Origin of the sequence: Frigidibacter albus (assembly GCF_009908165.1) — a bacterium.
In the GTDB taxonomy this organism is placed as follows: domain Bacteria; phylum Pseudomonadota; class Alphaproteobacteria; order Rhodobacterales; family Rhodobacteraceae; genus Frigidibacter; species Frigidibacter albus.
The window spans coordinates 286144-312193 of the sequence record NZ_JAAAUC010000004.1 but is presented as its reverse complement, the minus strand read 5'-3'; the positions used below and the strand labels follow the sequence as shown (position 1 = coordinate 312193).

Here is a 26050-nt window from a genome sequence, read left to right as displayed (position 1 = left end):
AAGATTGCGACAGGGCGCGGGGGATGTCCATGCGCAGCTGGCCTCGCCCGTGGGCCTTGCGCGGGGGCTTGTGCGAGCTGGGGGCGCGGGGCAGGCTGGCCTGATGCGCCTGATCCTGCTGGTAAGCCTTGCGATGGTGGCCTTTGCCGCGAACTCCCTGTTGAACCGGCTGGCGCTGGTCGAGGGCGGCATGGGGCCGGCGAGCTTCGCCGCCGTCCGGCTGGCGGCGGGGGCCCTGATGCTGGCGGGGCTGGTCTGGGCGCGCAGGGGGGGCTTGTCTCTGGCGGGGCAGGGTCGGCTGCGGGCCTTTGGCGCGGTGACGCTGGCGGTCTACATGATCGGGTTTTCCTATGCCTATCTGACGCTGGAGGCGGGGACCGGCGCGCTGATCCTGTTCGGCGGGGTGCAGGTGACGATGTTCGCCGGGGCGCTGGCGCTGCGCGAGCCGGTGCCGCTGCGGCGGTGGGCCGGAACCGGGCTGGCGCTGGCGGGCCTCGCGCTGCTCGCCGTGCCGGGGATGGGGGCGGCGCCCGACCCGATGGGCGCGGCGCTGATGGCGGCGGCGGCCATGGGCTGGGGGCTTTACTCGCTGGCCGGGCGGCGGGCCGGCGATCCGCTCAGCGCGACGGCGGGAAATTTCGTGCTGGCCTTGCCGCTGGCACTGCTGGTGCTGCTGGCGATTCCCGAAGGCGAGCGGGTGAGCGGCGCGGGGTTCGCCGCGGCGGTGGCATCGGGCGCGGTCACCTCGGGCCTCGGCTATGCGCTGTGGTATGCGGTGCTGCCGCGGCTGGCCGCCAGCGTGGCGGCGGTGGCGCAGCTGACGGTGCCGGTGCTGGCCGCGCTGGCAGGCGCCGTGCTGCTGGCCGAGGTGCCGGGGCCGCGGTTCTGGGCCGCGGCCGCGCTGGTGATTGCCGGGGTGCTGCTGTCGGTGCTGCGGATCAGCCGCGGGCCGAGTTTGCCCTGAGCGGTTTCACGCGGTTGACATGGCCCATCTTGCGGCCGGGGCGCGCCTCGGCCTTGCCGTAAAGGTGGATCGCGGTGCCGCTGTCGCGGGCGAGTGACGGCACCTGGTCCACATCATCGCCGATAAGGTTCAGCATCTCCACATCCGCAAAGCGGCTGCCATCCCCCAACGGCCATCCGGCCACCGCGCGGATATGCTGCTCGAACTGGTCCACGGCGCAGGCGTTCTGCGTCCAGTGGCCCGAGTTGTGGACGCGGGGGGCGATCTCGTTGACGATCAGGCCCTTGGGCGTCACGAACAGCTCTACCCCCATCACGCCGACATAGCCAAGCGCATTCAGGATCCGGGCCGCGATCAGCACCGCATCGCTGCGGAGCGAGGGCGGAATATGGGCGGGCACCGTGGTGGTGTGCAGGATGCCGGACTTGTGGACATTCTCGCCGGGGTCGTAGGCGGCAATCTCGCCGCCGGGGCCGCGGGCGGCGATCACCGAGATCTCGCGGCTGAAGTCGATGAAGGCTTCCAGCACCGCGGGCTGACCGGCCATCGCGGCCAGCGCGTCTGCTGCGTCTTCGGGCGCCATGATCCGGGCCTGTCCCTTGCCGTCATAGCCAAGGCGGGTGGTCTTGAGGATCGCCGGTGTGCCGATGCGTTCCAGCGCGATTGCCAGATCGGCGGCGTCCTCGACCGAGCACCAGGGTGCGGTGGCCAGCCCCTCGCCGTTCAGGAAGGTCTTTTCCAGCAGCCGGTCCTGGCTGATCGCCAGCGCGCGGCGGTTGGGGCGGATCGGGCGCAGGCTCTCGATGAGATCGAGGGCCGAGGTGGGGATATTCTCGAACTCATAGGTCACCACATCGACCGAGGCGGCAAAGGCGGCCAACGCCTGCGCATCCTCATAGGGCGCGGTGGTGACGCGGTGGGCGACATCGGCGGCGGGCGGGTTCGCGGCGGGCTCAAAGATATGGGTGCGCAGGCCAAGGCGGCTGGCGGCAACCGCCAGCATCCGGCCGAGCTGGCCGCCGCCAAGGATGCCGATGGTAGCGCCGACGGGAAGGGGGGCATCAGTCATCGGCGGGTTCCTCGGGGATCGAGGCGGAGAGGGCCTCGCGCCAGGCATCCAGCCGGGCCGCCAGCGCGGGATCGTTCAGCGCCAGGATGCCGGCGGCCATCAGCCCGGCATTGGCGGCGCCGGCCGCACCGATGGCCATGGTGGCGACGGGGTATCCCTTGGGCATCTGCACGATGGAATAGAGGCTGTCCACGCCCGACAGCGCCCTTGTCTGCACCGGCACGCCGACAACGGGAATCCGCGTCTTGGAGGCCATCATGCCGGGCAGATGCGCCGCGCCGCCCGCGCCGGCGATGATAACCTGCAGTCCGCGCTCAGCGGCGGTCTTGCCATAGGTCCAGAGCCGGTCGGGGGTGCGATGCGCCGAGACGATCCTGGTCTCATAGGCGATGCCAAGCTCATCGAGGATCACCGCCGCCTCTTTCATCGTGGGCCAGTCCGACTGGCTGCCCATGATGATTCCGACCTTCACGCCCATTGCATCCCCCGGAAAAATAAGTGCGCACTATAGCGGGGGCGTGCCGGGGCGCAATGGCGCCTCAGGCGATGATGTCCGGCGTCAGCTCATCCTCGATCCGGGCAATCTGGTCCTTGAGACCGAGCTTTTGCTTCTTCAGCCGGCGCAGGGTCAGCTGGTCGCCGCGGCCGCTGGCCTCCAGTGCATGGATGGCGTCGTCAAGATCGCGGTGCTCGCGCCGCAGAACGCCGAGTTTGACCCGCAGCACATCCTCATGGTTCATTTCCCCGTGCGCATGCATGTCCATATGGGCGTTCATCTCGATCCTGCTGGCAGCTGAGTCGTTGCGCGGGCATTTCCGAAACATAGCAATTTCCGCTGCTTGCGGGAAGTGTGCTGTAAGGCGCCGCAAGCGGCGCGCCGCCGAGCACCGGCCTCTTGCCGAGCCCGCGATCCGTGCCCATATCTGATGGGAAGGGGCTGCCGGAACCGGGGCCCTGACTGCAATGTCGCTTGGACGAGGACTTGCCCGATGACGAAACTGACCTTTGGGGCGCATCCCTATCTGCTGGGCTTCGATCAGCTGGAACGGCTGGTGGAGCGGACGGCGAAAGCCGGCAGCGAGGGCTATCCGCCCTTCAATATCGAACAATCGGGTGAGAATGCCTATCGGATCACCCTGGCCGTGGCCGGGTTCCGCGAGGAGGATCTGGCGATCACGGTCGAGGATCGGCAGTTGCTGGTTCGCGGCCGGCAGGGCGAGGACGATGCAACGCGCATCTACCTGCATCGCGGCATTGCCGCGCGGGCCTTCCAGCGCAGCTTCGTGCTGGCCGAGGGGGTCGAGGTGGCAGGTGCGGCGCTGGAGAACGGTTTGCTGCATATCGATCTGAATCGCGCAGTGCCCGAGCCGGTGGTGCAGACCATCCGCATCGGGCGCAAATGACAGGAAAGGGGAGACGCAATGAACACCACTTTTGAATTCGGCCCCGAAGCCGGCGAGCGCATCGTCTACGTGCGCAGCGTGGCGGTGACGGACCTGCCGGGCGAGGTTCAGGCGCAGGCAGAGGGGCTGGAGACGCTTTATGCCGTGCATGACGCGGCGGGCGAGCGGCTGGCGCTGGTGCGCGACCGCAAGATGGCCTTCCTGCTGGCGCGGCAGAACGACCTGGCACCGGTCAGCGTTCACTGACTTCGGGCAAACGGACACGACAAAAGGCGGCCCATAGGGGCCGCTTTTTTGCTGGCGAGGATGGCGGGACGGCAGGACACGTCGGCGCGCAAATCGGGGTAGGCCGGCCTAGGCTTGCTGCGAGCTTTCGCTGCTGCCGTCCTGCGCATAGGCCGGCGCGTAGTTTTCGTTGTCCGAGTCGCGGTCGGCGTCGGCAAGGGCCTCGGCGAGGCAGGCGGCGATGCGTTCCGGGGTGCTTGGCTTGGTGCAGATCCGCGCCCGGCTGAACGCTTCCAGCAGGCTGGCAGGATCGGCGCGGCCGGTGTGGAACACGAAGGGCACGCCCTGTTCGTCAAGGTAACGCGCCAGCGGAAACACCGTCTCGCCGTTCAGGTCCACATCGAGGATTGCGCCATCGACCTTCATCTTGCGAACAAGGTCGAGCGCGGTACCCAAACGATAACAGGGGCCGACGACTGCCGCCCCCAGATCTTCCATGGTCATGGCTAGATCGAGCGCCAAGAGCGCCTCGTCCTCCACCACCATGATCTTCTTGCCTTCGAGCATGTTCCTAGTCCTTGCCTGTCGCCGTGACCTCGACCTTGTCTGCGCTGCTGAACGGAAATCTCAGCGTTGCGGTCAGTCCTTGTTCGCCCCAGCGTCGTTCCATCGTGGCCTTGGCCTGTTGCAGCGACAGGTCTATCATCGTCGATCCGAAGCCGTCGCGTCCGGGCTGTGGCGGTCCGTCCTCGGCAAGCCGCTCTTGCCATACCACAACCAGCGTATCATCGGAAGCAAACGTCCAATCGACCGTCAGGGTTCCCGAAGCTGTAGACCAAGCTCCATATTTCATACTGTTGGTTGCCAACTCGTTAAAAATCAGGCCCATCGGCGTCAGCAATCGGGCGGGCAGCACCAGTTTCGGGCCGCTCAGGCGCAAGATCGCCGCGGGCGGGCAGTAGGGCCGCACCACGGCCTCCAGCAAGTCACCGAACGGCGCGGTGCGCATCAGGTTCTGCCCGCTCGACAATTCATGCGCGCGGGCAAGGGCCTGGATGCGCGAGCGGGTCTTCTGCGCGGCGATCCTGGGGTCGCTCTCGCTGCGGGCGGTGACCGAGATGATCGACATCGTCACCGCGAAGAGGTTCTTCACCCGGTGGCTCAGCTCATGCGAGACCAGCTCGGCGCGGTCGCGCTGCACCTCGATCTCGCGCTGGTATCGCAGACGGGATTCGCTGCGGGCGCTGCGGAAGGCCAGCATCGCCGCCAGCACGATCAGCCCCAGCACCGCCAGCCCGATCATGCCGAGCGTGCGCTTGGCCCGCAGGCGTTCGCTATCGGCCCGTGCATAGGCGGCGTCCATCAGCGCGCTTTCCTCGCGGCGGATAGCCGAACTGGTCGCGCGCAGGGGTTCCATCGCGTCGCGGGGGCTGGGGTTTGACGTTGCCGCCGGCGCCAGGGCGGCAGAGAGGGCCGCCATCCGCTGCGCGGCCAAGGCGCCCAGCCGGCGCCCCTGCGCCGACAGATCGCTGCCAGCCCGGTCGAGCGAGGCCTGCATCTGCGCAGCGGCAGCGGGCAGTGCGGCCTCGGCGGCGCGGAACGGGGCTTCGGCCGCGGGATCGCCCAGCAGGACACCGCGCTGCGCGGATTCCGCCTCATAGAGGATCAGCATCAGGGTATTGACCTGCGTGAGGGTCTCGCGCGCCTCTGTCATTTCCTGCCGGGCGATGTTCTCGGCATGAAAGGCCCGGGTCACGGTCAGCGCCCCGGCGGCAAAGAGCGCTGCCAGAACCACCAGCATCAGCAGGCTGACCAGGGTGCGCGGGGCAAGGGACCAAGGCGGGCGCGCTGCATTCCTCACGAGGGTGCCCCCCGGGGCGGGTTGGAGGCGGTGGCGCACCGCCGGTTGACTGCTGCTAGCGTCAACGCGGGGGGCGGGATCGGGTTTCACCTGCAGCATGACACAACACGGACATGCGAACGGCGCGGCAACCTTCGTCGCCGCGCCGCCGGGTTGGGTTGGGGCAGGTCAGCCGCGGCCGATCAGGCCCATGCTTTCCAGCTTCAGGATCACCTGATGCGCGCAGTTGTCGACATCGACATTCTCGGTCTCGACGCGCAGTTCGGGGCTTTCGGGCACTTCATAGGGGTCGGAGATCCCGGTGAACTCCTTGATCTTGCCCTCGCGCGCCAGCTTGTAGAGGCCCTTGCGGTCGCGTTTCTCGCACTCCTCGATGCTGGTCGCCACATGCACTTCGACGAAGGCGCCGTATTGCTCGATCATCTCGCGCACGGCGCGGCGGGTCGCGGTGTAGGGCGCGATCGGCGCGCAGATGGCGATGCCACCATTCTTGGTGATCTCGGAGGCGACATAGCCGATCCGCTTGATGTTGATGTCGCGGTGCTCTTTCGAGAAGCCAAGCTCGGACGACAGATGCTTGCGCACCACGTCGCCGTCCAGCAGCGTGACCGGGCGGCCGCCCATCTCCATCAGCTTGACCATCAGCGCATTGGCGATGGTGGATTTGCCCGAGCCGGAAAAGCCGGTGAAGAACACCGTGAAACCCTGGTTGGCGCGGGGCGGACGGGTGCGGCGGAGTTCCGTGACCACGTCGGGGAACGAGAACCATTCGGGGATCTCGAGCCCCTCGGCCAGACGGCGGCGTAGTTCGGTGCCCGAGATGTCGAGGATGGTGGCGCCGGCCTCGACCTCGTCGCGCGGTTCGTACTGGGCCCGCTCTTGCACAAAGACCATCTGTTTGAAGTCGACCATCTCGACGCCGATTTCATCCTGATACTTTGCGAACATTTCCTGCGCTGCGTAGGGGTCGTAGAAATCCTGCCCGGCCGAGTTCTTGCCGGGGCCGGCATGGTCGCGCCCGACGATCATGTGGGTGCAGCCGTGGTTGCGGCGGATGATGCCGTGCCACACCGCCTCGCGCGGGCCGGCCATGCGCATGGCGAGGTTCAAGAGGCTCATGGTGGTGGTAGTGGCGGGATACTGGTCCAGCACCGCCTCGTAGCAGCGCACGCGGGTGAAGTGGTCGATATCGCCCGGCTTGGTCATGCCGACGACCGGGTGGATCAGCAGGTTGGCCTGCGCCTCGCGCGCGGCGCGGAAGGTCAGTTCCTGGTGGGCGCGGTGCAGCGGGTTGCGGGTCTGGAAGGCCACGATGCGGCGCCAGCCCATCTTGCGGAAGAAGGCGCGCAGTTCATTCGGGGTGTCGCGGCGGGCCTTGAAGTCGTAATGCACGGGCTGCTGGATGCCGACCACCGGGCCGCCCAGATAGATCGGGCCGGCCTGATTGTGCAGGTAGTTCACCGCCGGATGCGCAAGGTCATCGGCGCCAAAGACCATCTCGGCCTCGCGGGCCTTGTTGGGGGTGTATTTGTCGGTCACCGACAGGATCGCAAGGATCACGCCTTCCTGATCGCGCAGCGCGATGTCCTGGCCGGGCTCGACCGTGCCGGCAAAGGCTTCGCTGACATCGAGGGTGATCGGCATCGGCCACAGCGTGCCATCGGCCAGCCGCATCTCCTCGACGACGCCGGTGTAATCCGCCTCGGTCAGGAAGCCCTTCAGCGGGTTGAAGCCGCCGTTCATCAGCAGTTCCAGATCGCAGATCTGCCGCGGGGTCAGATCCCAGGAGGGCAGCGTCCCGGCCTCATGCTTCAGCTTCTGGGCGGATTCGTGGGAGACATAGAGCTCCGGGATCGGAGCAAGGTTCGGAAGGGACATGACGGCTTGCCTTCAGTTTGAAATTCGCGGGGGAGCACCGGAAATGGACGGTTTCCAGCGCACCTATCTACGGAAAGCGGTGGAATTCAAGCCGAACGGGCGGATGTGGCCGAAAAAGGGACTGGAGCGGCGTGTTTTCGCCGCACTGCAGCACGTCATTCCGGTTCTGCCGCCAAAAACCGCTCAGCGTCCGGCCATGAAGCCCATCGCCGACAAGGAGACACGTTGGCGGAAGGGCTTGGCTGGTCAGGTCCCCCACGGAATGATGCCGGGGAACACGGTCGGTCTTCACCGCTACAGTGCCGCAGAGCCCCGCTCCCCGTCCCTTGCGCCTCCAAGGTCGATCAGATGCTGGTTCTTCGCCCGCAGCGCGGCGGCGGCGTCATCATAGAGGAAGGGCAGGAAGGCAAAGCGCCGGCCCTTGGTGACGCGGCTGACCGTATGCAGCAGCGCGCAGGAGAACACCACCGCGCCGCCCGCCGGAGCCTTGAAGCTGCGCGGCCCGTATTCGGGAAAGCTGACCTCGCCGCCCTCGAAATCATCGTTGAGGTTGATCGAGACCGCAAAGCGGCGATGCGCGGTGCCGGCGGTGGTGTTGTCGCGGTGGGGCGCGAAATGGCCGCCTTCGGCCCCGTCGTAGCAGCTGACGATATAGCGCTCCATCCGGGTTGCGTGGAACATGTGGACCTTGGCGATCTCGGGGACGACCTTCTTCAGGATCCGCGCCTGCAGCGTGGCGATCAGGTCCTTGTCCTCCAGCGTGATGTCGCGGCGGACCTTGTGGTGGCTGTCATTGACGGACACGGTCTTGCCATCGCGCTGGCGCATGAAGCCCGACAGCTCGCCGCCCTGAGCGTCGTAGAGGTCGATCAGGTGGCGGCAGAGCCCCGGCTCGAACACCCGCGGCAGGAACAGGATCGGGGCCTGCAGTTCGATTCCGGCAAAGCGGCCGGGCGGGGGCAGGTCCGCCAGCACCGCCATAAGCCGCGCCATATCGCTGCCACCCGGCGCGAAGGGGATCGTGTCGATGACCCGCATGGTCGGGTCGATCACCACCCATGCGCCGATCCGCTCGCCCTCTGCCGACAGCATTCCGTAGAGGCCCGACACAAGAAGGTCATGGTCCCAGAAGAACCGGTAGCCCGGCATCCGGTTGGCCACCCGCTGCAGGCTCTCGTCCGCCGGGTCTGTCGAGACGCCGAAGAAACTGGCGAAGGCGTCGTTGAAGAGGTCTGGCCGCTCATCGGCGGCGCGCAGGCGCAACGCCGCCGCATCGGAGGCTGCCGAATGGAAGAAGCACAGCACCAGATAGCGCCCGGCGGCGGCATCGAAGGTGTAGCGCGGGTTGCCGGCCGAGCGTTGCGCAAAGGTCGGGGCGGGCTCGCCCGGCGCGGGCATCGGGGGCTGGCTCATGGGTGCGTCATCCTTGTCACCTTGAGGCGAGAATGGGGCCGAGAGCTTGCCGATTTGTCAACCGCGCCGCAGGGATGCGGCGCGGCTTCGGTTTCAGTGCGCCGCCAAAAAGCGTTCAGCGTCCAGCGCCGCCATGCAACCCATGCCGGCCGAGGTGACGGCCTGGCGGTAGATATGGTCGGTCAGATCGCCCGCGGCAAAGACGCCGGGAATAGAGGTGGCGGTCGAGCCGGGCTCTACCTTCACATAGCCGCCCGAATGCAGCGCCAGCTGGTCCTTGACCAGTTCCGAGGCGGGGGAGTGGCCGATGGCGACGAAGAAGCCGGCGCAGGGAATGTCGGCCACTTCGCCGGTCTGCACGTTACGGGCGCGGACGGCTTCGACCCCCAGCGGCGCCTCGGTGCCCAGAACCTCGGTCACCTCATGGTTCCACAGCAGCGCAATCTTCTCGTGCTTGAACAGGCGGTCCTGCATGATCCGCTCGGCGCGGAGGGTGTCCCGGCGGTGGATCAGCGTGACCTTGCTGGCGAAGTTGGTCAGGAACAGCGCCTCTTCCACGGCCGTGTTGCCGCCGCCGATCACCACGACCTCCTTGCCGCGATAGAAGAATCCGTCACAGGTGGCGCAGGCCGAGACGCCAAAGCCCTTGAACTTCTCTTCCGACGGCAGCCCCAGCCAGCGCGCCTGCGCGCCGGTCGCCAGGATCACCGCATCGGCGGTATAGGTAGTGCCGCTGTCCCCCTGCGCCGTGAACGGGCGCTGCGAGAGGTCCAGCGACAGGATGGTGTCGCCGATGATTTCCGTCCCCATGGTTCGGGCATGGGTTTCCATCTTGACCATCAGGTCGGGGCCCATGACCGAGGACTCGCCCGGCCAGTTTTCCACATCGGTGGTGATGGTCAGCTGCCCGCCCGGCTGGATCCCCTGCACCAGAACCGGCTGCAGCATCGCCCGCGCGGCATAGACGGCCGCCGTGTAACCCGCGGGGCCCGAGCCGATGATCAGAACCCGGCTGTGCTTGGTCTCGCCCATGATGTCGTCCCTCCTGCGGGGCACCCTTGCGCCCCGGTCCCGGCCGATATAGAGCCGCCGGCGCGGCACGAAAACCCCGGATCTTGCCGCAGCGGGCAGTTGCGCAGGGCAAGGCTTGCGTGGGGGCGACGGGCGCACAGCTCCGGCGGTCTGGCCCGCAGGGTGCGTAATCGCGCGCCGCAGGGTCGGTTTTGGCGCACGCTATGCTGCAATGGCAACGCGCGCCCGTGAAACTTTATTGCGCCGCCCCGGTTGCAGGGGTAAGTAACGACAAAATTCCGAAAGAGGAACGCAATGGCTGGCCACAGACTCGACGAGATCGACCGCAAGATCCTTGCCGAGCTGCAGGCGGACGGGCGCATGACCAATGTGGAACTGGCCCGCCGGGTGGGCATCTCGGCGCCGCCTTGCCTGCGCCGGGTCCGCACGCTGGAGGAAACCGGCTTCATCCGCGGCTTTCATGCCGATGTGAACCCGCGCGAACTGGGCTTCGAGGTTGCCGTCTTCGCCATGGTGCGGCTGCACAGCCAGGCCGAAACCGACCTGTCGGCCTTTGAGGCGCGCTGCAAGGCCTGGCCGCTGGTGCGCGAGTGCCACATGCTGAACGGCGAGATCGACTTCATCCTGAAATGCGTCTCGCCCGATCTGTCCAGCTTCCAGACCTTCCTGACCGGTGCGCTGACGGCGGCCGACAATGTGGCCAGCGTCAAGACCAGCCTGGTGATCCGCTGCGCCAAGGATGATCCGGGCGTGCCCTTCGAGGTGCTGGAAGACCGGCTGAACCGGACGGCCTGAGTCAGCCGGCCAGCAGGTCTTCGGCCTCGAACTTGGTCAGGCGCGGGTAGGACGGCGCGCCAAACCCGTCCAGCGCCATGCCGCGTTCTCGCAGATGCGGGAACAGCGACAGGAACAGCGACAGAAGCTGCGGGTCCATCATCTGGGCAAAGCCCATACCGGGGTGGAAGCTCTCGATCTCGATCCCGCTGGCGCTGAGCGTGGCCTGCCGGCCAAGCACAAGGTGATGCACGGTGACGGGGGTGGAGGGCGCAACCTCGATCACGCTGTCGCCGTCCTGCAAGGCACGGACCGGCACATAGGCTTCGGTGCCGCCCACCACAGGGCGCAGGCGCGCGTCGCGGCGCAGAACCCGCGCATGCGGGCCCAACACCACATCTGTGATCGGCCGGGCCATGCCGAAGCTGTCGGCCATGATCCGCGTCAGCCGTGCAGGCTCGGCCGCCGGCACGGGGGCGCTGCTGCCGGTATCGCTGTTCGCGGCGGGGTAAAGCGTGATGCTGCCGGACCAGAGCAGCGGTTCGGGCTCCCCCTCGGCGGTGGTGACAAGGGTTCCGGGCAGCAGATCCTCCACCGCGACCGGGCCTTGCGGCGTGGCGATCAGCGTGCCGCGGGCGACGGCCGAGAAAGCCTGCTCGAACAGCGGCATCGCCGGGGCGAGGCGCGAGAGGGTGCCGATTTCACCGCACGTCCGCAGGAAGGACGCCTCGTAGCGCCGCGCCAGAGGCATGGCGCGCAGCGGGCGCCGTTCAGCGCGGGTGGCCCAGTCGGGATGGGCCTTGGACATTGCTTCGGCGCCTGGCGTCGCAAGACCGGCGGCGGCGCGGTTGGGATAGGACATGCGATCAGCCTTTCGCTGGCCACATCTGCATCAGTCCTCGCAAGGACGGGGGAGATGCAGAGGCGGCAGGATCCGTCAGAGTCGTTGCAAGTATGCTGGCGGCTCGGGGCTACATTGAGGCAAGGCTGCGGCATTGTTTCGGCGGATGCACCGAGGGCGCGGAATCCCGCCGGTCGGCGCCGTGCTGCGCGGGAATCGGGCGGGTTGGGAAGGGGCAGACCTGCCGCCACTCCGTCAGCCGCGGGCAGCGGCGCGGAGCGGCTGGACGGCGGCGGCGCGCGGGGCGCGGATCGGGGCGGCGGCTTTCTTGTGCTGCCAGGGCATCAGCGTCGGGTTCGCGGCTTCACGGGCGGTTTCGGCCAGGATCGAGATCATCCAGCGGCGTTGCGGTTTCATCTTTGTGCTCCCTCATCCTGCGGGCGGTTCGTGCCCGTCTTGGCGCCTTTGTCGCCCGCCTTTGCGGCGGCGGCATGGCAACAGCGCGGCAGGGATCGGGTGGTTCCGCGGCGGGATCTGTCAGAGCCGGATGGCAGAGATCAGCCGGCCATAATCAGCCTCACCCGCGTGAACAGACCGGCGGTAGGAGTAGAAGCGCGCCGGGTCCGAATAGGTGCAATGGCGCGTCCATTCGGCCTCGGCCACGCCCGCCATCCGCAGGCGGTGCAGCGAAAAGCCCGGCAGGTCGAACTGCATCCGGTCGCCGCTGCCGCCCGCAAAGAAGCGGGCATTCTCACCATCCTCGGCCAGAAACTCGGCCAGGAACTCCGGCCCGACCTCATAGGCGCGCTGGCTGATGGTGGGGCCGATCACGGCCACGATGCGCCCCCGCCGCGCGCCAAGCGCCTCCATCGCCTCCAGTGTCGCCTCGAGGATGCCGCCAAGCGCGCCGCGCCAGCCGGCATGGGCGGCGCCGATCACGCCAGCGGTTGTGTCGGCGAACAGCACCGGCTGGCAATCGGCGGTCAGGATGCAAAGCGCGAGGCCGGGCACTGCCGTCACCAGCGCATCGGCGCGCTGTGCGACGGTCAGTGGGCCGGTGACCGTCACCACCTCGGAGGAATGGACCTGATGCACGCCGATCAGCTGCGCGGGTTGAACCCGCATCGCGGCGGCGACGCGGGCGCGGTTCACCGCCACCGCCTCGGTCAGGTCGGTCGAGCCATGCCCGCAGTTGAGACCCGAAAAGATGCCGGATGACGCACCTCCCCTGCGGGTGAAAAAGCCGTGGCGCAGGTCGCCAAGCGCGGGGGCGGTCAGGATTTCAAGGGTCATGTCATCAGGCGGAGGGCTCGAAACCGGGAGGGGGTGAGTGGTGCTGCGGGTGGATGGCCAGTGCCTTGAACACCCTTCCCATTTCGCCGGGGTGGGTCAAGCGGCGATGCGCCGCGAGGTGGCTTTCCAGCGCCGGGCCGCTCAGGCCCTGGGCCAGCCGCTCGGCCCGGGCGGCGATGCCAAGCCGCTCCAGCAGCACGCCTTGCGGCACGAGGGCGCTGGCCGCGGCCCCGGCGCCGCGGGCGGCGGCGGCCAGCGGTTCGAAGTCGACATGGGCGGTCAGGTCGGCTTCGCCGGGTGCGGCGAAGGGATCGGCCGTTGCGTGGTCCTGCACCGCCTGAAACGTGTCGCCAAGGCTGTGCCAGCCGCCATAATCCACGATCAGCGCCGCGCCGCCATGGCGGGCGATGCGGGCGGCGATGGCGGCGGCGATGGCGGGCGCGGCAGGGCAGATTTCCACCACATCGCCCTCCTTGGTATCCGCCAGCCGGTGGGCCAGCGCCGCCAGCGGGGCAGGGGTGGAGAGGCCGGGTTGCAGGGCACCCTCGGGCGAGAGGCCCACCAGCCGCTCGCACCAGCCGGGGTCCGCGCGGACGAACTGGCGGATCGGCAGCGCGTCGAAGAACTCGTTCGCAAGCAACAGCAGCGGCGCCTCGGGCAGGGTGTCGATGCCGTCATGCCAGGTGACCTGTTGGTCCGCGAGGGTCTCTCGCTGCCGGGCGCGCAGGGTGGCCGAGGCCTCGACCAGATGCACCCGCGCGGCGGCGAACATCCCCGGCACGGCGCGCAGGGTGCGCAGCACATCCGCCATCAGCGTGCCGCGGCCCGGCCCGATCTCGGCCAGCACGAAGGGCGTGGGGGAGCCCTGGTCCAGCCAGGCCTGCGCCAGGGCCAGCCCCAGCAGCTCGCCGAACATCTGGCTGATCTCTGGCGCGGTGGTGAAATCGCCGCCGCGGCCGAAGGGGTCGCGGGTGGAGTAATAGCCATGCTCGGGGTGCAGCAGGCAGTCGGCCATATACTCGGCCAGGGTGATCGGCCCGCCGGCTTCGATGCGGCGAGCCAGCAGATCGGCCAGCGGGGTCATGCCGGGGTGGCGGCCTGCCGGCGCGCGCGCAGGATCAGCCAGACCCCCACCGCAATCATCGGCAGCGACAGCAGCTGCCCCATCGACAGGCCGGTGCCGCCCAGTTGCAGCGCATTGCCCATCGGGTTGCCTTGGGTGATGAATTGCGGATCGGCCTGCCGGAAGAACTCCACAAAGAACCGCGCCGCGCCATAGCCGGCAATGAACAGGCCGGTCACCGTTCCCGGCAGCTTCAGCGCCCCGGCCCGCACCGCCAGAAGCAGCACCAGCCCCAGCAGCAACCCCTCCAGCCCCGCCTCGTAGAGCTGCGAGGGATGGCGGGCGCACAGGCCATAAACGATGCCCTCGCAGGTCTGCGCCGCCTCGCCGGGGAAGATCACGCCCCAGGGCATGTCGGTCGGGCGGCCCCAAAGCTCGGCATTGATGAAATTGGCAATGCGGCCGAAAAACAGCCCCGCCGGTGTGGCGAGGGCCAGCGCGTCGGCCAGCTGCAGCATCGGCACCCCGTGGCGGCGGCAGAACCACAGCCCTGCCAGCACGACGCCCAGAAAGCCGCCATGGAAGGCCATGCCGCCCTGCCAGACCTTCGGAATGTCCCAAGGGTTGGCCAGAAAATACCCCGGCTGGTAGAACAGCACGAAGCCGATCCGTCCGCCCAGGATCACCCCCAGCACGATGGCGGTCAGCAGATCCTCGACCCGTTCCACCGGCATCGGCGCGCGGCCCGCGGGCCACAGCCCCGGCCGCCGCATCAGCGCAACCACGATCCGCCAGCCGGCGATCAGCCCGGCAATATAGGCCAGCGCATACCAGCGCAGCGAAAAGGCGAAGCTGCCGATCTCGATCGTGAAGATCTCGGGCGACAGGAAGTCGGGGAAGAGGATGGCAGAGTTCATGGCAGTCCTTCTGGCCGCGGCCTTTGGCGGAGGAGTGACCGCAGGCGGCGCCCACTGTCAACCCGCAGCCCACCTGCGATTCATGGCCGCGCCGGGCGCCTGCGGCTTGCCTCGGCGGCTGGCTGTGCCCATATAAGCTCAAATCCCCGGGAGACCCAGATGCAGAGCAACAACAAGTTCTTCGACGACATGTCCAAGCTGATGACCAATGCCATGGGCGTGGCCCAAGGCGCCAAGACCGAAGCCGAGACAGCGATGAAAAGCTGGTTCGACCGCTGGCTGGCGGATCGCAACTTCGTGACGCGCGAGGAATTCGATGCGGTGCGGGCGATGGCCCAGAAGGCCCGCGAGGAGAACGAGGCGCTGTCGGCGCGCCTTGCCGCGCTGGAAGCGGCTGCCAAACAGGGCTGAACCGCGCCTGACTTAAAGCACACCGCAATTCGGGGGCAGCGCACCCGATTGCGGTGTTTTGCTTTTCGTCCACAACATATCGTGGGCCACCCCGAGAATCCCCTTTACACAAGCCGCCCGCCCTTGCACCATATCTTGTAAGGGCATTCGGAGAACACCGCCTGTCCTTGTGAATGCACCCTGCCGCTAGGCGATCCTCCTCGTCTCCGGCACAAGGCAAGAGGCGCGGCATGTCGCTTTCCGAAGACTTCCTGCTCTCCGACGACCTTCACCCCATCGACATCGTCGAGACGCTGGCCGAACACCATGAATGGGATTTCGACCGCGTCACCGAGGATCAGATCGCCATGGCCGTCGAGGGCCAGTGGCGGACCTATTCGCTCACCCTCGCCTGGTCGCCCCAGGATGAGACGCTGCGGCTGATCTGCACCTTTGAAATGGAGCCGCCGGCGCACCGGATGGCCGATCTCTACGAGGTGCTGAACCGCATCAACGACCAGGTCTGGTCCGGCGCCTTCACCTATTGGGCCGAGCAGCGGATGATGGTCTGGCGCTATGGCCTTGTTCTGGCAGGCGGACAGGTCGCGGGGCCCGAGCAGATCGACAAGATGATCGGCACCGCGGTGATCGCCGCCGAACGCTTCTACCCCGCCTTCCAGCTGGTCGGCTGGGGCGAGCAGACGCCCGAGTCGGCGATGAAGGTCGCCATTGCCGAGGCCTACGGCCGCGCCTAAGCTCCGGCCCCGTCAGGGATCACCGGAAGGACGGGCGAATGGATATGGAAACGGTCAAGGCCCGCGGTCTGGTTCTGCTGGGCTGCGGCAAGATGGGCTCGGCGATGCTGGAAGGCTGGCTGAAGCAGGGCCTGCCAGCAAGCAACGTCTGGGTGATCGACCCGCGCCCCTCGGACTGGCTGATGGCGACCGGCGTGCAGATCAACCAGCCGTTGCCGGACAGCCCCGCCATCGTGCTGATCGCGGTCAAGCCGCAGATGATGGCCGAGGCGTTGCCGACCCTGCAAGGCATGGGTAACGGGCCGACGCTGTTCCTGTCGGTGGCCGCCGGCACCACGATTTCCCATTACGAACAGGTGCTTGGGGCGGAGACCCCCATCGTGCGGGCAATGCCGAACACCCCCGCCGCCATCGGCCGCGGCATCACCGCGATCACCGGCAATGCGCAGGCGACCGAAGAGCATCTGGCACTGGCCGAGGCGCTGCTGTCGGCTGTGGGCCAGGTGGTGCGGCTGGAGGGCGAGCATCAGATGGATGCGGTCACTGCCGTGTCCGGCTCCGGCCCCGCCTATGTGTTCCACCTGATCGAGACGCTGGCCGCCGCGGGCGAGGCGGAGGGGTTGCCGCCCGCTCTGGCGCTGCAACTGGCCAAGGCGACCGTTGGCGGGGCGGGGGCGCTGGCCGAGGCTTCGCCCGAAACCCCGGCGCAGCTGCGCATCAACGTGACCTCGCCTGCCGGCACCACGGCGGCGGCGCTGGCAGTGCTGATGGATGAGGAGGCGGGCTTCCCGCCCTTGTTGAAAAAAGCCGTGAAGGCAGCCGCGGATCGAGGGCGGGAGCTTGGTAAATGAGTGAAAAGGACAAGCCCGCCGAGATCGGCTTTGACGATTTCCTGAAGGTGGATATCCGCGTGGGCCGTATCACCCGCGCCGAACCCTTCCCCGAGGCGCGTAAGCCTGCCTACAAGCTGTGGATCGATTTCGGCCCCGAGATCGGGGAGAAGAAGTCTTCGGCGCAGATCACCAGGCACTACCAGCCCGAGGATCTGATCGGCCGTCAGGTGCTGGCGGTGGTGAACTTTCCGGCCCGGCAGATCGGCCCGATGCGGTCCGAGGTTCTGACGCTGGGGGTGCCGGATGCCGACGGCGAAGTGGTGCTGATCGGGCCGGGTAGTCAGGTGCCTCTGGGCGGCCGACTGTTCTGATTCCGAGGTTTTTCCGGAACCCGGCCGTCCGTTTGGGAGTTGCTTTGGCATAACCTTATCAAGGAGACTGCCATGAACTGGGATATCGTTGAAGGCAACTGGAAGCAGCTCAAGGGCTCGGCGAAAGAGCAATGGGGCAAGCTGACGGATGACGACCTCGACGTGGCCGCGGGCAAGCGCGACAAGCTGGCCGGCCTCGTGCAGGAAAAATACGGCAAGACCAAGGACGAGGCCGAGCGCGAAGTCGACAAGTACTTCGGCGATCGCGAGCTGTGATCTGATCCACTATACGAAAAAAGGGGCCTTCGGGCCCCTTTTTTATGCGTCGCCGGTGGCGATGCGCCAATGGCGGCGGCAGAGCGACTCGTAGGTCTCGTTGCCGCCGATCTGCACCTGATCCCCCGCCACCAGCACCTGTCCGTCAGACCCCCGCCGCACCACCATCGTGGCCTTGCGCCCGCAATGGCAAATGGTGCGGACCTCGCGCATTTCATCGGCGAGGGCCAGTAGCGCGGCAGAGCCCGGAAACAGCTCGCCCCGGAAATCCACCCGCAGCCCGTAGCACATGATCGGCACGCCCAGATCATCGACGGCGCGGGCAAGCTGCCAGACCTGCGCCGGGGTCAGGAATTGTGCTTCATCAACAAAAACACAGGCGCAGGGGCCCGCGGCCATCCGATCCTTGATCTTTTCAAACATATTCGAGGTTGCGCCGAAGCCATCCGCCTCTGTGCCGATCCCGATGCGGCTGGCGATGCGGCCGGGGCCGGCGCGGTCGTCGAGCCGGGCGGTCAGCAGATAGGTCTGCATCCCGCGTTCGAGGTAGTTGTGCGATGCCTGCAGCAGGATCGTGGATTTCCCGGCATTCATCGTCGAGTAATGGAAATACAGCTTGGCCATGCCGCCACCCCATAAAGCGCGGGGCGGAGTGCTGCAAGCACCCCGCCCCTTGGCCGAATGGTCAGTCCGTCAGGCTCAGGCGGCCTGTTCGCTGCGCGGGCGGCGCGAAGGGCGCTTGGCCGGGCGCTTGCGGGCACCGTCAGCGGCCATCGGCTTGCCGTAGCCGCCCTGCTTGGGCGCGCCCGAGGGTTTTTGCCCCGGTTTGCGCTGAGGGCGGGCACCCGGCTGCGGCGTCTGCGCCACCGGAACCTCGCCGCCGATCACCGGGATCGGGGCCTTCATGGCCTTTTCGATGGCGCGCAGATCGCCGACTTCCAGCGGCGAGCAGAAGGCGACGGCCTTGCCATCCTTGCCGGCGCGGGCGGTGCGGCCGATGCGGTGGACGTAGTTTTCCGGCACGTTCGGCAGGTCGTAGTTGTAGACGTGGCGCACGTCGGGGATGTCGAGCCCGCGGGCGGCGACGTCGGTGGCGACAAGCACCTTGATCTCACCGGCGCGGAACTGCGCGAGGGTGCGCTCGCGCTGGCCCTGGCTCTTGTTGCCGTGGATGGCGCCGACCGAAAAGCCCCACGAATCCAGCAGCTTCATCAGCTTTTCCGAGCCATGCTTGGTGCGGCCGAAGACCAGCGCCAGCTCTCCGGGGTGCTTGGCGACATAGTCGGCCAGCAGCTTGGCCTTGTCGCCCTGGTTGGTGAAGTGGACGCCCTGGGTGATCTTTTCGGCAGCCCGGCCCGGCGGATCGACGGCGACGCGGACCGGGTCGGTCAGGTAGCTGTCGGCCAGCTCTTCCATCAGCTTGGGCATGGTGGCGGAGAACAGCAGCGTCTGGCGGTCGCGCGGCAGCAGCCGGGCGATCTGGCGCAGGGTGTGGATGAAGCCGATGTCGAGCATCTGGTCAGCCTCGTCCAGCACCAGATATTTGGTGTCGGCGAGGGTCAGGGCGCCGCGGTCCAGAAGGTCCATCAGGCGGCCCGGGGTGGCGATCAGCACATCGACGCCGCGCTTGAGCTTTTCAACTTGCACGTTAATCGAGGCGCCGCCGACGATGCGGAACACGCGGATCGGGGTGCCGTCGGCATAGGCGGTGATGTTGTCCGAGATCTGGGTGGCCAGCTCGCGCGTCGGGGCAAGGATCAGCGCGCGCACCGATTTGGGGGTCGGGCGCTTGCCGTATTCGATCAGCCGCGTGACCATCGGCAGGCCGAAGGCGGCGGTTTTGCCGGTGCCGGTCTGTGCGAGGCCCAGAAGGTCGCGGCCCTTGACGATATAGGGGATGGCTTCCGCCTGGATCGGCGTCGGCTTGGTCAGGCCCATGGCGGCCAGATTTTCGAGGACCTGTTTGGACAGGCCGAGATTGTCGAAGTTTTCCAAAGGTTTATCCGTAGTATGCGCCGGAGGGGGCGCAGCAAATGTCAACCCCGGAAGGCTCCGGGGCAGTGCGGCGGGGCGCGGGCAGACGTGCCCGCTGGACCCCTGGCGTGACATGGGAACCTGATCTCCGAGCCTGTCGCCTTCAAGGTGGCGGGGCTGCTCACGCGGCAGCGGGCTTCGGATGGTTGGCAGATGGGGCAGATTGCCGCGCATGTCAAGGGTTTCGGTGAACGGGGATGTGACCGGGGCGACGCTGTTGAGGGGATGCAAGCTGGGGTATGATGGGCGCAACAAGGGACGCCGGAAAGGCGCCACGAGCAGAACGGAGCCAGGATGTTCAAGCGATTTCAGATGGTTGCAGCCGCTGCGCTGCTGGCCGTGCCGATGGGGGCAGGCCCGGCGCGGGCCGAGCCGCAGATGTGTTCGGCGGTGGTCGAGGGCGTGGCGGTGACGCTGGGCTATAACGACGAGGCGGATGTCTGGTCCTCGCGCCGCGAGCGCTGGGGGCTGGACGAGGGCACCTGCCCGGCGCGGGTGATCATCGCCCATATGGCACCTGAACTGACGGAGCAGGAGCGGGGGGTATTCTGCCTGCAGCATGACCCGATGCTCAATGGTTTCAGTGGCTTGGCGATGGGCGAGCGCGACGCTTACGGGCTGTGCGAGACCACGGGGCGGGCCTGCAAGTTCGTCAATTCCACTGCGGAGGGCGCCAAGGATGTGGCCGGGATTGCGGTCACCACCGGGGTGGAGGCGGTGCGCCACAACTCGGGTGCGGTGATCCTGTCGGGATCGACCTCGGGCCTTGCTGCAACGCTGTCGGGCCTCGGAACGACGGTGGCGGGGGTGATGAGCGCGCCGGTGGCGCTGGCCGGGGCGGCGGCGAGCGTGGTGGTGGTTGGCGGGGCCGTGTGGGTGTGTTCCGACTGATCCGCGGGGGGCGGAACCCGTCTGGACCCCATACGGACGCTATATGTAAAGCTTTTTAATCAGCCATTGGCAGTCTTGGGGGCAGGTGTTTGCCCCGGAGACTGCCGATGACTGAGCTTGCGAAGCTGACCAAGACCCAGCGTGAGAATTACCACTACATGGCCGATGCGATGCGGCGGCTGGAATGGGACCTGCATCATACCATCGAGCAAAGCCGGAAGATCCCGGTTGGCTGGCACGCCATCGCCGAGCAGCGCTACCCCAAGCGCAAGGTGAAGGTGACGATGCTGGTCGAGGAGGACGTGGTGCGCTTCTTCAAGTCGATGGGCACCGGTTATCAGGGCCGGATGAACGAGGTGCTGCGGGTCTGGATGCATGGCCGCCTGGCGGGCATCATCCGCGGCGCCGACACGATGGATTACTACAAGCGCCGGGTGGTCGATCTGGAATGCGACGGGCCGCGGCCGGAGTGGGGCGAAGTGCAGGCGGAGGAGGACCGGATGGCGGAGGAGATGGGGAGGATGTTGGGGGAGTAGCTAGTGCAGGTGGAGGGCGGGGCCCGTCCGCCGGGTGGGCGAGCGACGGCGGGTCTAGGCACTTTATGGTGCAGCATCTCCCACCGTGGTTCTGGGCGGAACCGTAAGGAGCGCCCGCCCGGGGGGGCGGACGGGCGCTGCCCGGCGGCGCCAAGGCGCCTTGATTCCGGGCAAGGGAAGGGAAGGGGCTTTGCGGGGCTGGCCCCCAGCCCTCGGCATAGCCTCGGGCGTTCACGGTTGAAACGCTCCACTGGAGCGTTTCCTTTCCCGGCTCGTCCGGCCCTCGGCATGGCCTCGGGCGTTCGGCGCTGAAAACGCTCCACTGGAGCGTTTTCGCCCCGGCAGAGCCGGGGCCGCGCCTCACCCCTGCAGCGTCCTGACCCCGATGCCCTCATCCCGTGCCTTCATCGCCTCCACCGCGGCGATGCTGGCGGCGGCGGTGGTGAAATAGGGGATCTTGTCATAGAGCGCGACGGCGCGGATGTCGCGGCTGTCGCTGATCGCCTGGCGGGTTTCGGTGGTGTTCAGCACCAGCGCGATATCGCCGTTCTTGAGCATGTCCACGATGTTCGGGCGGCCCTCATAGACCTTGTTCACCAGTTCCGAGGCGATGCCGGCCCCGGTCAGGAACTCGGCGGTGCCGCGGGTGGCAACGAGGGTGAAGCCCATCGCCACCAGATCGCGGGCGGCGGCGGCAAGCTCGGGCGTCTTGTCCATGTCCTTGACCGACAGGAACACCCGGCCCTCTTCCGGCAGGATCGTGCCTGCGCCCATCTGCGCCTTGAGGAAGGCCAGCGGGAAGGTGCGGTCCCAGCCCATCACCTCACCGGTGGAGCGCATTTCCGGCCCCAGCAGGGTGTCGACGCCGGGGAAGCGCGCGAAGGGCAGCACCGCCTCCTTGACCGAGTACCAGGGGGTCTGCGGGTCGGCGAGGGTCATCGGGTCGGCATAGGGCAGCGGCGTATCGGGGCCGACGCCCTTGGGATAGGGGGCGCGCATCGGGAAGGCCGCCAGCTTCTCGCCGGCCATCACCCGGGCGGCGATGGAGGCAATGGCGCTATCGGTGGCCTTGGCGACGAAGGGCACGGTGCGGGAGGCGCGGGGGTTCACTTCCAGCACATAGATCTCGCCGTCCTTGATGGCGAATTGCACGTTCATCAGGCCGACGACGTTGAGGCCGCGGGCCATCGCCTCGGTCTGCACCTTCAGTTCGGCCACGGTCTCGGCGCTCAGCGAGTAGGGCGGCAGCGAGCAGGCGCTATCGCCGGAATGGACGCCCGCCTCCTCGATATGCTGCATGATCCCGGCGACATGCACGTCGGTGCCGTCGCAGATGGCATCGACATCCACCTCGATCGCGCCCGACAGGTAGCTGTCGAGCAGCACCGGGCTCGAGCCCGAGACCTGCACCGCCTCGCGGATGTAGCGCTCCAGCTGGGCATCGTCGCGGACGATTTCCATGGCGCGGCCGCCAAGGACGTAGGAGGGGCGGATCACCAGCGGGTAGCCGACGCGGGCGGCGATGGCGAAAGCCTCGTCGCGCGAGCGGGCCATGCCGTTGACCGGCTGACGCAGGCCAAGCTGGTTCAGCAGTTGCTGGAAGCGCTCGCGGTCTTCCGCAAGGTCGATGGCGTCGGGCGTGGTGCCAAGGATCGGGATGCCCTCATCCTTCAGCGCCTGCGCCAGCTTCAGCGGGGTCTGGCCGCCGAACTGCACGATGACGCCGTGGAGGGTACCGTTCTCCTGCTCGACCCGCAGGATTTCGAGGACGTGTTCGAGGGTCAGCGGTTCGAAATAGAGCCGGTCCGAGGTGTCGTAGTCGGTGGACACAGTCTCGGGGTTGCAGTTGACCATGATCGTCTCGTAGCCGGCCTTGGTGAGGGCATAGCAGGCATGGCAGCAGCAATAGTCGAACTCGATGCCCTGGCCGATGCGGTTGGGGCCGCCGCCGAGGATCACCACCTTCTTGCGGTCCGAGGGGCGGGCCTCGCATTCCACGTCGCCCATCGCGGGGGATTCGTAGGTGGAATACATGTAGGGGGTCTGCGCCTCGAACTCGGCGGCGCAGGTGTCGATGCGCTTGAAGACGGCGGTGACGCCAAGGTTGCGGCGGGCGCGGCGCACCTGCGCCTCGTCGCGCCCGGTGAGGGTGGCGAGGCGGGCATCGGTGAAGCCCATCATCTTGAGCCGGCGCAGGCCGGGGGCGGTGATCGGCAGGCCGGCGGCGCGGATCTCTGCCTCGGCATCCATGATTTCGCGGATGCGGGCGAGGAACCACGGATCGAAGCTGGTGGCGCGGTTGATCTCGTCATCGCTGAGGCCGTGGCGCATGGCTTGCGCGATCAGGCGGATGCGGTCGGGGGTCTGGGCAGAGATCGCCTTGATGATGGCAGCCTGCTCGGGGGCGCCGGGGATGGTGATTTCATCGAAGCCGGAGAGGCCGGTTTCGAGCGAGGCCAGCGCCTTTTGCATCGATTCGTGAAAAGTGCGGCCGATGGCCATGACCTCGCCCACCGATTTCATCGCGGTGGTCAGCTCGGCCTTGCTGCCGGGGAACTTCTCGAAGGCAAAGCGCGGGATCTTGGTCACGACATAGTCGATGGTCGGCTCGAAGCTGGCGGGGGTGACCTTGGTGATGTCGTTGTCGAGCTCGTCCAGCGTGTAGCCGACGGCGAGTTTCGCCGCGATCTTGGCGATGGGGAAGCCGGTGGCCTTGGAGGCCAGCGCCGAGGAGCGGCTGACGCGCGGGTTCATCTCGATGACCACCATGCGGCCATCGGCGGGGTTGATCGCCCATTGCACGTTCGATCCGCCGGTTTCCACCCCGATCTCGCGCAGCACGGCGATGGAGCCGTTGCGCATGATCTGGTATTCCTTGTCGGTGAGCGTGAGGGCCGGGGCGACGGTGATGCTGTCGCCGGTATGCACGCCCATCGGGTCGATATTCTCGATGGCGCAGACGATGATGGCGTTGTCGGCGGTGTCGCGCACCACCTCCATCTCGAATTCCTTCCAGCCCAGCAGGCTCTCGTCGATCAGCACCTGCGCGACCGGCGAGGCGTCGAGGCCGGTGCGGACGATCGCCTCGTAGTCGTCGCGGTTGTAGGCGACGCCGCCGCCGGTGCCGCCAAGGGTGAAGGCGGGGCGGATGATGGCGGGCAGGCCGACATATTCGATGGCGGCGATAGCCTCGGCCACGCCGGCGTTGATGTCATACTTGCCGTTCGGCAGCTTGGGCGCGGCGATGATGGTGGCCTTGGGATTCTCCAGCCCGATCCGGTCCATCGCCTCGCGGAACAGCTTGCGGTCCTCGGCCATCTCGATGGCCTCGCGCTTGGCGCCGATCAGCTCGACCCCGAACTTCTCCAGCACGCCCATGTCGGCCAGCGCCAGCGCGGTGTTGAGGCCGGTCTGCCCGCCCATGGTCGGCAGGATCGCGTCGGGGCGTTCCTTCTCGACGATCTTGGCGACGATTTCCGGGGTGATCGGCTCGATATAGGTGGCATCGGCCATTTCCGGGTCGGTCATGATCGTGGCGGGGTTGGAGTTGACCAGGATGACCCGGTAGCCTTCCTCGCGCAGGGCCTTGCAGGCCTGGGCGCCGGAATAGTCGAACTCGCAGGCCTGACCGATGACGATGGGTCCGGCTCCGATGATCAGGATAGACTTGATATCGGTTCTTTTCGGCATGGTGGACCCCTTCGTTCTTCGCGGCAAAAGGCACCCGGACGAGGGGTCCGGGCGCGCAAATTGGGGCGGTTATAGTCGGGGGGCGGCGCGGTGCAAGCGCGATTCCGGCGCGCCTGCGCAATTCGGCGGCGGGGTCTGGCCCTGTATGCGGGGCTTTCAGCGGCTGCGGGGCAGGCGCGCCAGCGCAACGAGGGTGAGCGCCAGCACGGCGGACCAGGTCAGGGTCGCAACCAGGGTGACCAGCAGCAGCCGGTCTGGCGCGGCAGAGCTCAACTGCAGCCAGAAGGCGGAGGAGGCGAACCAGACCGCAGCCAGCACCGGCAGCGCGAGCCGCATCGGCAAGGCGAGCGCCAGCGCCGGAACCAGCAGCAGCGGCCCCAGCAGATAGTGCTGCCAGTTGAGGGGGCCGAAGAGGAACAGTGCCGTGAACATCCCCAACAAGGCCAGCCCGTCGGCTTCGCGCCCCTTGCGGGTCAGCGTCAGCCAGGCCGCGGGGAGCGCCACCGCCAGCGCCGCCAGCGCGGCAGCCCGGCCCAGCCAGGCGGGCATCGGCACGATGAAGCCGGTCCCGGCAACCTCGAGCATCTGCACCCCGCCGGGCTCGCTTGCCCCGAGCCGGTCGGCGGCCAGCAGCGCCAGAACCCGCGGCGAGGGGTTCACCAGACCCCAGAAGGTGGTGGCGGAGGCGCCGTTCATCTGCGCGAGGAAGGCGGCGTGCAGCGCTCCGCCAAGGGAGAGCGAGGCCAGCGCCAGCCCGGCCGCGCAGATCGCAAAGGCCATCGCCGCACGGTGCCGCCGCCGCGCGAGCATCAGCAGCACGAAGGCGGCGGGTGTGAGTTTGAGCGCGGCGGCCACCGCCAGCGCGGCCCCGGCCCGGCCCGGCCTCTGCGCCATGATCCGGAAGGCGAGAAGGATCAGGAAGGTCGCGGTGATGGTCGGCTGGTTCAGGCTGACCCCGGAAATTGCCGGCACCGAAAAGGCCAGCACGCTGACCCCCCACAGGATGAAGACCGGGTAGGGAACCTCGGCTGGCCGCACCAGCCGCTCTGCCAGCAGCACCGAGCCTGCCATCATCGCAAGATGCGCCGCAAGGACAGCGTCAAAGAACGTCTGCGCCGACATCACCTTGGTCAACGGCGCGATCAGCCCGGCCCAGAGCGGCGGGTAGATATAGGGGAAGGCGGCGGCTGTGCCCGGGGCGCCCAACTGGTCGAGATAGGGCTGCCATTCGGGCGCGGTGCTGCCGAAGAACAGCGGCGGCGCAGCGTAGACCAGATCGGGTTGCCCCTCGGCCAGGAAATGCGCGGCAAACCACAGCGCCGCCAGATCATTGGGCCATTCGCCCCGCCAGGCCAGGAAGGCCATGACGACCCAGGCCCCCAGGATCGCCAGAGACAGCCGGGACGCCGCCCGCGCATAGCCAGGCGGCAGCTGAATGAAAGAGAGGGCTTGCTGAGTCATCACTGGCACACGCATTGAGGAGGCTTCTGCGCCAGATAAGAGGAGAATGCGGCGCGAGTTTGGCAATTGGTGCCAGATTG

The 26050-nt window shown here is 67.5% G+C and carries 28 protein-coding genes; 11 read left to right on the top strand and 17 right to left on the bottom strand.

The genetic code is table 11. The annotated features are described in order from the left end of the window. The first annotated feature begins 103 nt into the window (after positions 1 to 103). Positions 104 to 964: a DMT family transporter gene (locus tag GVY41_RS08450; RefSeq protein ID WP_161345004.1), complete on the top strand. Its 861-nt coding sequence runs from the start codon at positions 104 to 106 to the stop codon at positions 962 to 964. Here GVY41_RS08450 and GVY41_RS08445 read toward each other — a convergent pair. The 3 genes from GVY41_RS08445 to GVY41_RS08435 form a co-directional block, all read right to left on the bottom strand. Then, positions 939 to 2033, bottom strand: a complete 1095-nt coding sequence (locus tag GVY41_RS08445; protein ID WP_161345006.1) for a 5-(carboxyamino)imidazole ribonucleotide synthase — start codon at positions 2031 to 2033, stop codon at positions 939 to 941. The genes GVY41_RS08450 and GVY41_RS08445 overlap by 26 nt on opposite strands. Next, a complete protein-coding gene (gene purE, locus GVY41_RS08440) occupies positions 2026 to 2511 on the bottom strand; it encodes a 5-(carboxyamino)imidazole ribonucleotide mutase (RefSeq protein WP_161345008.1) in 486 nt (161 codons plus the stop codon). The genes GVY41_RS08445 and purE overlap by 8 nt, the downstream gene beginning before the upstream one ends. A gap of 61 nt (positions 2512 to 2572) precedes the next feature. Further along, on the bottom strand, positions 2573 to 2809 hold the full coding sequence (locus GVY41_RS08435) for a YdcH family protein (RefSeq protein ID WP_373283281.1): 237 nt from the start codon (positions 2807 to 2809) through the stop codon (positions 2573 to 2575). Positions 2810 to 3022: 213 nt separating this feature from the next. On the opposite strand from GVY41_RS08435, the gene GVY41_RS08430 reads away from it, so the two are divergent. Together GVY41_RS08430 and GVY41_RS08425 are read left to right on the top strand one after the other, a co-directional pair. Beyond that, entirely contained in the window at positions 3023 to 3436 is a 414-nt protein-coding gene (locus GVY41_RS08430; RefSeq protein ID WP_161345010.1) for an Hsp20 family protein, read from the top strand. A gap of 18 nt (positions 3437 to 3454) precedes the next feature. Beyond that, positions 3455 to 3682 (top strand): DUF1150 family protein, encoded by a 228-nt coding sequence (locus GVY41_RS08425; protein ID WP_161345012.1) that lies wholly within the window; start codon positions 3455 to 3457, stop codon positions 3680 to 3682. Positions 3683 to 3790: 108 nt separating this feature from the next. On the opposite strand, the gene GVY41_RS08420 is transcribed toward GVY41_RS08425, so the two are convergent. The 5 genes from GVY41_RS08420 to trxB all read right to left on the bottom strand — a co-directional run bounded on the left by GVY41_RS08420 (position 3791) and on the right by trxB (position 9845). Then, entirely contained in the window at positions 3791 to 4228 is a 438-nt protein-coding gene (locus tag GVY41_RS08420) for a response regulator (RefSeq protein WP_161345015.1), read from the bottom strand. A 4-nt stretch (positions 4229 to 4232) separates the two neighbouring features. Further along, entirely contained in the window at positions 4233 to 5522 is a 1290-nt protein-coding gene (locus GVY41_RS20585; protein WP_161345017.1) for a sensor histidine kinase, read from the bottom strand. 168 nt (positions 5523 to 5690) lie between these two features. Continuing rightward, on the bottom strand, positions 5691 to 7400 hold the full coding sequence (locus GVY41_RS08410; protein WP_161345019.1) for a bifunctional sulfate adenylyltransferase/adenylylsulfate kinase: 1710 nt from the start codon (positions 7398 to 7400) through the stop codon (positions 5691 to 5693). Between the two features lie 294 nt (positions 7401 to 7694). Continuing rightward, positions 7695 to 8813, bottom strand: coding sequence for a 2OG-Fe(II) oxygenase (locus tag GVY41_RS08405; RefSeq protein ID WP_161345021.1), 1119 nt, complete (start codon positions 8811 to 8813; stop codon positions 7695 to 7697). 93 nt (positions 8814 to 8906) lie between these two features. After that, positions 8907 to 9845: a thioredoxin-disulfide reductase gene (gene trxB / locus GVY41_RS08400; protein WP_161345023.1), complete on the bottom strand. Its 939-nt coding sequence runs from the start codon at positions 9843 to 9845 to the stop codon at positions 8907 to 8909. A 294-nt stretch (positions 9846 to 10139) separates the two neighbouring features. On the opposite strand from trxB, the gene GVY41_RS08395 reads away from it, so the two are divergent. Next, complete coding sequence (locus GVY41_RS08395) at positions 10140 to 10640, top strand: Lrp/AsnC family transcriptional regulator (RefSeq protein ID WP_161345025.1); 501 nt, start codon at positions 10140 to 10142, stop codon at positions 10638 to 10640. 1 nt (position 10641) lies between these two features. Here the strand turns inward: GVY41_RS08395 and GVY41_RS08390 are convergent, their stop codons facing one another. The 5 genes from GVY41_RS08390 to lgt all read right to left on the bottom strand — a co-directional run bounded on the left by GVY41_RS08390 (position 10642) and on the right by lgt (position 14733). Then, positions 10642 to 11481, bottom strand: a complete 840-nt coding sequence (locus GVY41_RS08390) for a Hint domain-containing protein (protein WP_161345027.1) — start codon at positions 11479 to 11481, stop codon at positions 10642 to 10644. 234 nt (positions 11482 to 11715) lie between these two features. After that, the gene (locus tag GVY41_RS08385) at positions 11716 to 11877 is read right to left on the bottom strand and encodes a hypothetical protein (RefSeq protein WP_161345029.1); all 162 of its coding nucleotides are present in this window, start codon (positions 11875 to 11877) and stop codon (positions 11716 to 11718) included. A 120-nt stretch (positions 11878 to 11997) separates the two neighbouring features. Then, the gene (gene pgeF, locus GVY41_RS08380) at positions 11998 to 12753 is read right to left on the bottom strand and encodes a peptidoglycan editing factor PgeF (RefSeq protein ID WP_161345031.1); all 756 of its coding nucleotides are present in this window, start codon (positions 12751 to 12753) and stop codon (positions 11998 to 12000) included. Positions 12754 to 12757: 4 nt separating this feature from the next. After that, positions 12758 to 13837: a class I SAM-dependent methyltransferase gene (locus GVY41_RS08375; protein WP_161345033.1), complete on the bottom strand. Its 1080-nt coding sequence runs from the start codon at positions 13835 to 13837 to the stop codon at positions 12758 to 12760. Then, positions 13834 to 14733 carry a prolipoprotein diacylglyceryl transferase gene (gene lgt / locus GVY41_RS08370; RefSeq protein WP_161345035.1) on the bottom strand — a complete coding sequence of 300 codons (900 nt, stop codon included), beginning with the start codon at positions 14731 to 14733 and terminating at the stop codon, positions 13834 to 13836. Before lgt ends, GVY41_RS08375 begins: the two co-directional genes overlap by 4 nt. Before the next feature lie 159 nt (positions 14734 to 14892). Here lgt and GVY41_RS08365 point away from each other — a divergent pair, with 159 nt between their 5' ends. The 5 genes from GVY41_RS08365 to GVY41_RS08345 all read left to right on the top strand — a co-directional run bounded on the left by GVY41_RS08365 (position 14893) and on the right by GVY41_RS08345 (position 17358). Beyond that, positions 14893 to 15144, top strand: a complete 252-nt coding sequence (locus tag GVY41_RS08365) for an accessory factor UbiK family protein (RefSeq protein ID WP_161345048.1) — start codon at positions 14893 to 14895, stop codon at positions 15142 to 15144. A 230-nt stretch (positions 15145 to 15374) separates the two neighbouring features. Next, positions 15375 to 15878 (top strand): type III secretion system chaperone family protein, encoded by a 504-nt coding sequence (locus GVY41_RS08360; RefSeq protein ID WP_161345050.1) that lies wholly within the window; start codon positions 15375 to 15377, stop codon positions 15876 to 15878. 38 nt (positions 15879 to 15916) lie between these two features. Next, positions 15917 to 16729 carry a pyrroline-5-carboxylate reductase gene (gene proC / locus GVY41_RS08355; RefSeq protein WP_161345052.1) on the top strand — a complete coding sequence of 271 codons (813 nt, stop codon included), beginning with the start codon at positions 15917 to 15919 and terminating at the stop codon, positions 16727 to 16729. Beyond that, positions 16726 to 17082: a tRNA-binding protein gene (locus GVY41_RS08350; RefSeq protein ID WP_161345054.1), complete on the top strand. Its 357-nt coding sequence runs from the start codon at positions 16726 to 16728 to the stop codon at positions 17080 to 17082. Before proC ends, GVY41_RS08350 begins: the two co-directional genes overlap by 4 nt. Positions 17083 to 17154: 72 nt before the next feature. Next, complete coding sequence (locus tag GVY41_RS08345; RefSeq protein WP_161345057.1) at positions 17155 to 17358, top strand: CsbD family protein; 204 nt, start codon at positions 17155 to 17157, stop codon at positions 17356 to 17358. Positions 17359 to 17400: 42 nt separating this feature from the next. Here GVY41_RS08345 and GVY41_RS08340 read toward each other — a convergent pair whose 3' ends face one another. Then, a complete protein-coding gene (locus GVY41_RS08340; RefSeq protein ID WP_161345059.1) occupies positions 17401 to 17982 on the bottom strand; it encodes a thymidine kinase in 582 nt (193 codons plus the stop codon). A gap of 75 nt (positions 17983 to 18057) precedes the next feature. Next, the gene (locus tag GVY41_RS08335) at positions 18058 to 19353 is read right to left on the bottom strand and encodes a DEAD/DEAH box helicase (protein ID WP_161345061.1); all 1296 of its coding nucleotides are present in this window, start codon (positions 19351 to 19353) and stop codon (positions 18058 to 18060) included. 333 nt (positions 19354 to 19686) lie between these two features. Here GVY41_RS08335 and GVY41_RS08330 point away from each other — a divergent pair, with 333 nt between their 5' ends. Together GVY41_RS08330 and GVY41_RS08325 are read left to right on the top strand one after the other, a co-directional pair. Then, positions 19687 to 20283, top strand: a complete 597-nt coding sequence (locus GVY41_RS08330) for a hypothetical protein (protein ID WP_161345063.1) — start codon at positions 19687 to 19689, stop codon at positions 20281 to 20283. Between the two features lie 107 nt (positions 20284 to 20390). After that, on the top strand, positions 20391 to 20819 hold the full coding sequence (locus GVY41_RS08325; protein WP_161345065.1) for a BrnA antitoxin family protein: 429 nt from the start codon (positions 20391 to 20393) through the stop codon (positions 20817 to 20819). A 360-nt stretch (positions 20820 to 21179) separates the two neighbouring features. On the opposite strand, the gene carB is transcribed toward GVY41_RS08325, so the two are convergent. Together carB and GVY41_RS08315 are read right to left on the bottom strand one after the other, a co-directional pair. Then, positions 21180 to 24509 (bottom strand): carbamoyl-phosphate synthase large subunit, encoded by a 3330-nt coding sequence (gene carB, locus GVY41_RS08320; protein WP_161345067.1) that lies wholly within the window; start codon positions 24507 to 24509, stop codon positions 21180 to 21182. Between the two features lie 156 nt (positions 24510 to 24665). After that, complete coding sequence (locus GVY41_RS08315) at positions 24666 to 25970, bottom strand: glycosyltransferase 87 family protein (RefSeq protein WP_161345069.1); 1305 nt, start codon at positions 25968 to 25970, stop codon at positions 24666 to 24668. Between the last annotated feature and the right edge of the window lie 80 nt (positions 25971 to 26050).

Bases quoted from the DNA above. Each gene is read 5' to 3' on its own strand.
- GVY41_RS08360 (WP_161345050.1), top strand. From the start codon at position 15,375: ATGTCGCTTTCCGAAGACTTCCTGCTCTCCGACGACCTTCACCCCATC.
- GVY41_RS08435 (WP_373283281.1), bottom strand. From the start codon at position 2,809: ATGAACGCCCATATGGACATGCATGCGCACGGGGAAATGAACCATGAG.
- GVY41_RS08445 (WP_161345006.1), bottom strand. From the start codon at position 2,033: ATGACTGATGCCCCCCTTCCCGTCGGCGCTACCATCGGCATCCTTGGC.
- GVY41_RS08340 (WP_161345059.1), bottom strand. From the start codon at position 17,982: ATGGCCAAGCTGTATTTCCATTACTCGACGATGAATGCCGGGAAATCC.
- GVY41_RS08430 (WP_161345010.1), top strand. From the start codon at position 3,023: ATGACGAAACTGACCTTTGGGGCGCATCCCTATCTGCTGGGCTTCGAT.
- GVY41_RS08325 (WP_161345065.1), top strand. From the start codon at position 20,391: ATGACTGAGCTTGCGAAGCTGACCAAGACCCAGCGTGAGAATTACCAC.
- proC (WP_161345052.1), top strand. From the start codon at position 15,917: ATGGATATGGAAACGGTCAAGGCCCGCGGTCTGGTTCTGCTGGGCTGC.
- pgeF (WP_161345031.1), bottom strand. From the start codon at position 12,753: ATGACCCTTGAAATCCTGACCGCCCCCGCGCTTGGCGACCTGCGCCAC.
- GVY41_RS08330 (WP_161345063.1), top strand. From the start codon at position 19,687: ATGTTCAAGCGATTTCAGATGGTTGCAGCCGCTGCGCTGCTGGCCGTG.
- GVY41_RS08315 (WP_161345069.1), bottom strand. From the start codon at position 25,970: ATGACTCAGCAAGCCCTCTCTTTCATTCAGCTGCCGCCTGGCTATGCG.
- GVY41_RS08425 (WP_161345012.1), top strand. From the start codon at position 3,455: ATGAACACCACTTTTGAATTCGGCCCCGAAGCCGGCGAGCGCATCGTC.
- carB (WP_161345067.1), bottom strand. From the start codon at position 24,509: ATGCCGAAAAGAACCGATATCAAGTCTATCCTGATCATCGGAGCCGGA.
- GVY41_RS08390 (WP_161345027.1), bottom strand. From the start codon at position 11,481: ATGTCCTATCCCAACCGCGCCGCCGCCGGTCTTGCGACGCCAGGCGCC.
- purE (WP_161345008.1), bottom strand. From the start codon at position 2,511: ATGGGCGTGAAGGTCGGAATCATCATGGGCAGCCAGTCGGACTGGCCC.
- lgt (WP_161345035.1), bottom strand. From the start codon at position 14,733: ATGAACTCTGCCATCCTCTTCCCCGACTTCCTGTCGCCCGAGATCTTC.
- GVY41_RS08405 (WP_161345021.1), bottom strand. From the start codon at position 8,813: ATGAGCCAGCCCCCGATGCCCGCGCCGGGCGAGCCCGCCCCGACCTTT.
- GVY41_RS08350 (WP_161345054.1), top strand. From the start codon at position 16,726: ATGAGTGAAAAGGACAAGCCCGCCGAGATCGGCTTTGACGATTTCCTG.
- GVY41_RS08345 (WP_161345057.1), top strand. From the start codon at position 17,155: ATGAACTGGGATATCGTTGAAGGCAACTGGAAGCAGCTCAAGGGCTCG.
- GVY41_RS08395 (WP_161345025.1), top strand. From the start codon at position 10,140: ATGGCTGGCCACAGACTCGACGAGATCGACCGCAAGATCCTTGCCGAG.
- GVY41_RS08410 (WP_161345019.1), bottom strand. From the start codon at position 7,400: ATGTCCCTTCCGAACCTTGCTCCGATCCCGGAGCTCTATGTCTCCCAC.
- trxB (WP_161345023.1), bottom strand. From the start codon at position 9,845: ATGGGCGAGACCAAGCACAGCCGGGTTCTGATCATCGGCTCGGGCCCC.
- GVY41_RS08420 (WP_161345015.1), bottom strand. From the start codon at position 4,228: ATGCTCGAAGGCAAGAAGATCATGGTGGTGGAGGACGAGGCGCTCTTG.
- GVY41_RS08450 (WP_161345004.1), top strand. From the start codon at position 104: ATGCGCCTGATCCTGCTGGTAAGCCTTGCGATGGTGGCCTTTGCCGCG.
- GVY41_RS08365 (WP_161345048.1), top strand. From the start codon at position 14,893: ATGCAGAGCAACAACAAGTTCTTCGACGACATGTCCAAGCTGATGACC.
- GVY41_RS08375 (WP_161345033.1), bottom strand. From the start codon at position 13,837: ATGACCCCGCTGGCCGATCTGCTGGCTCGCCGCATCGAAGCCGGCGGG.
- GVY41_RS08385 (WP_161345029.1), bottom strand. From the start codon at position 11,877: ATGAAACCGCAACGCCGCTGGATGATCTCGATCCTGGCCGAAACCGCC.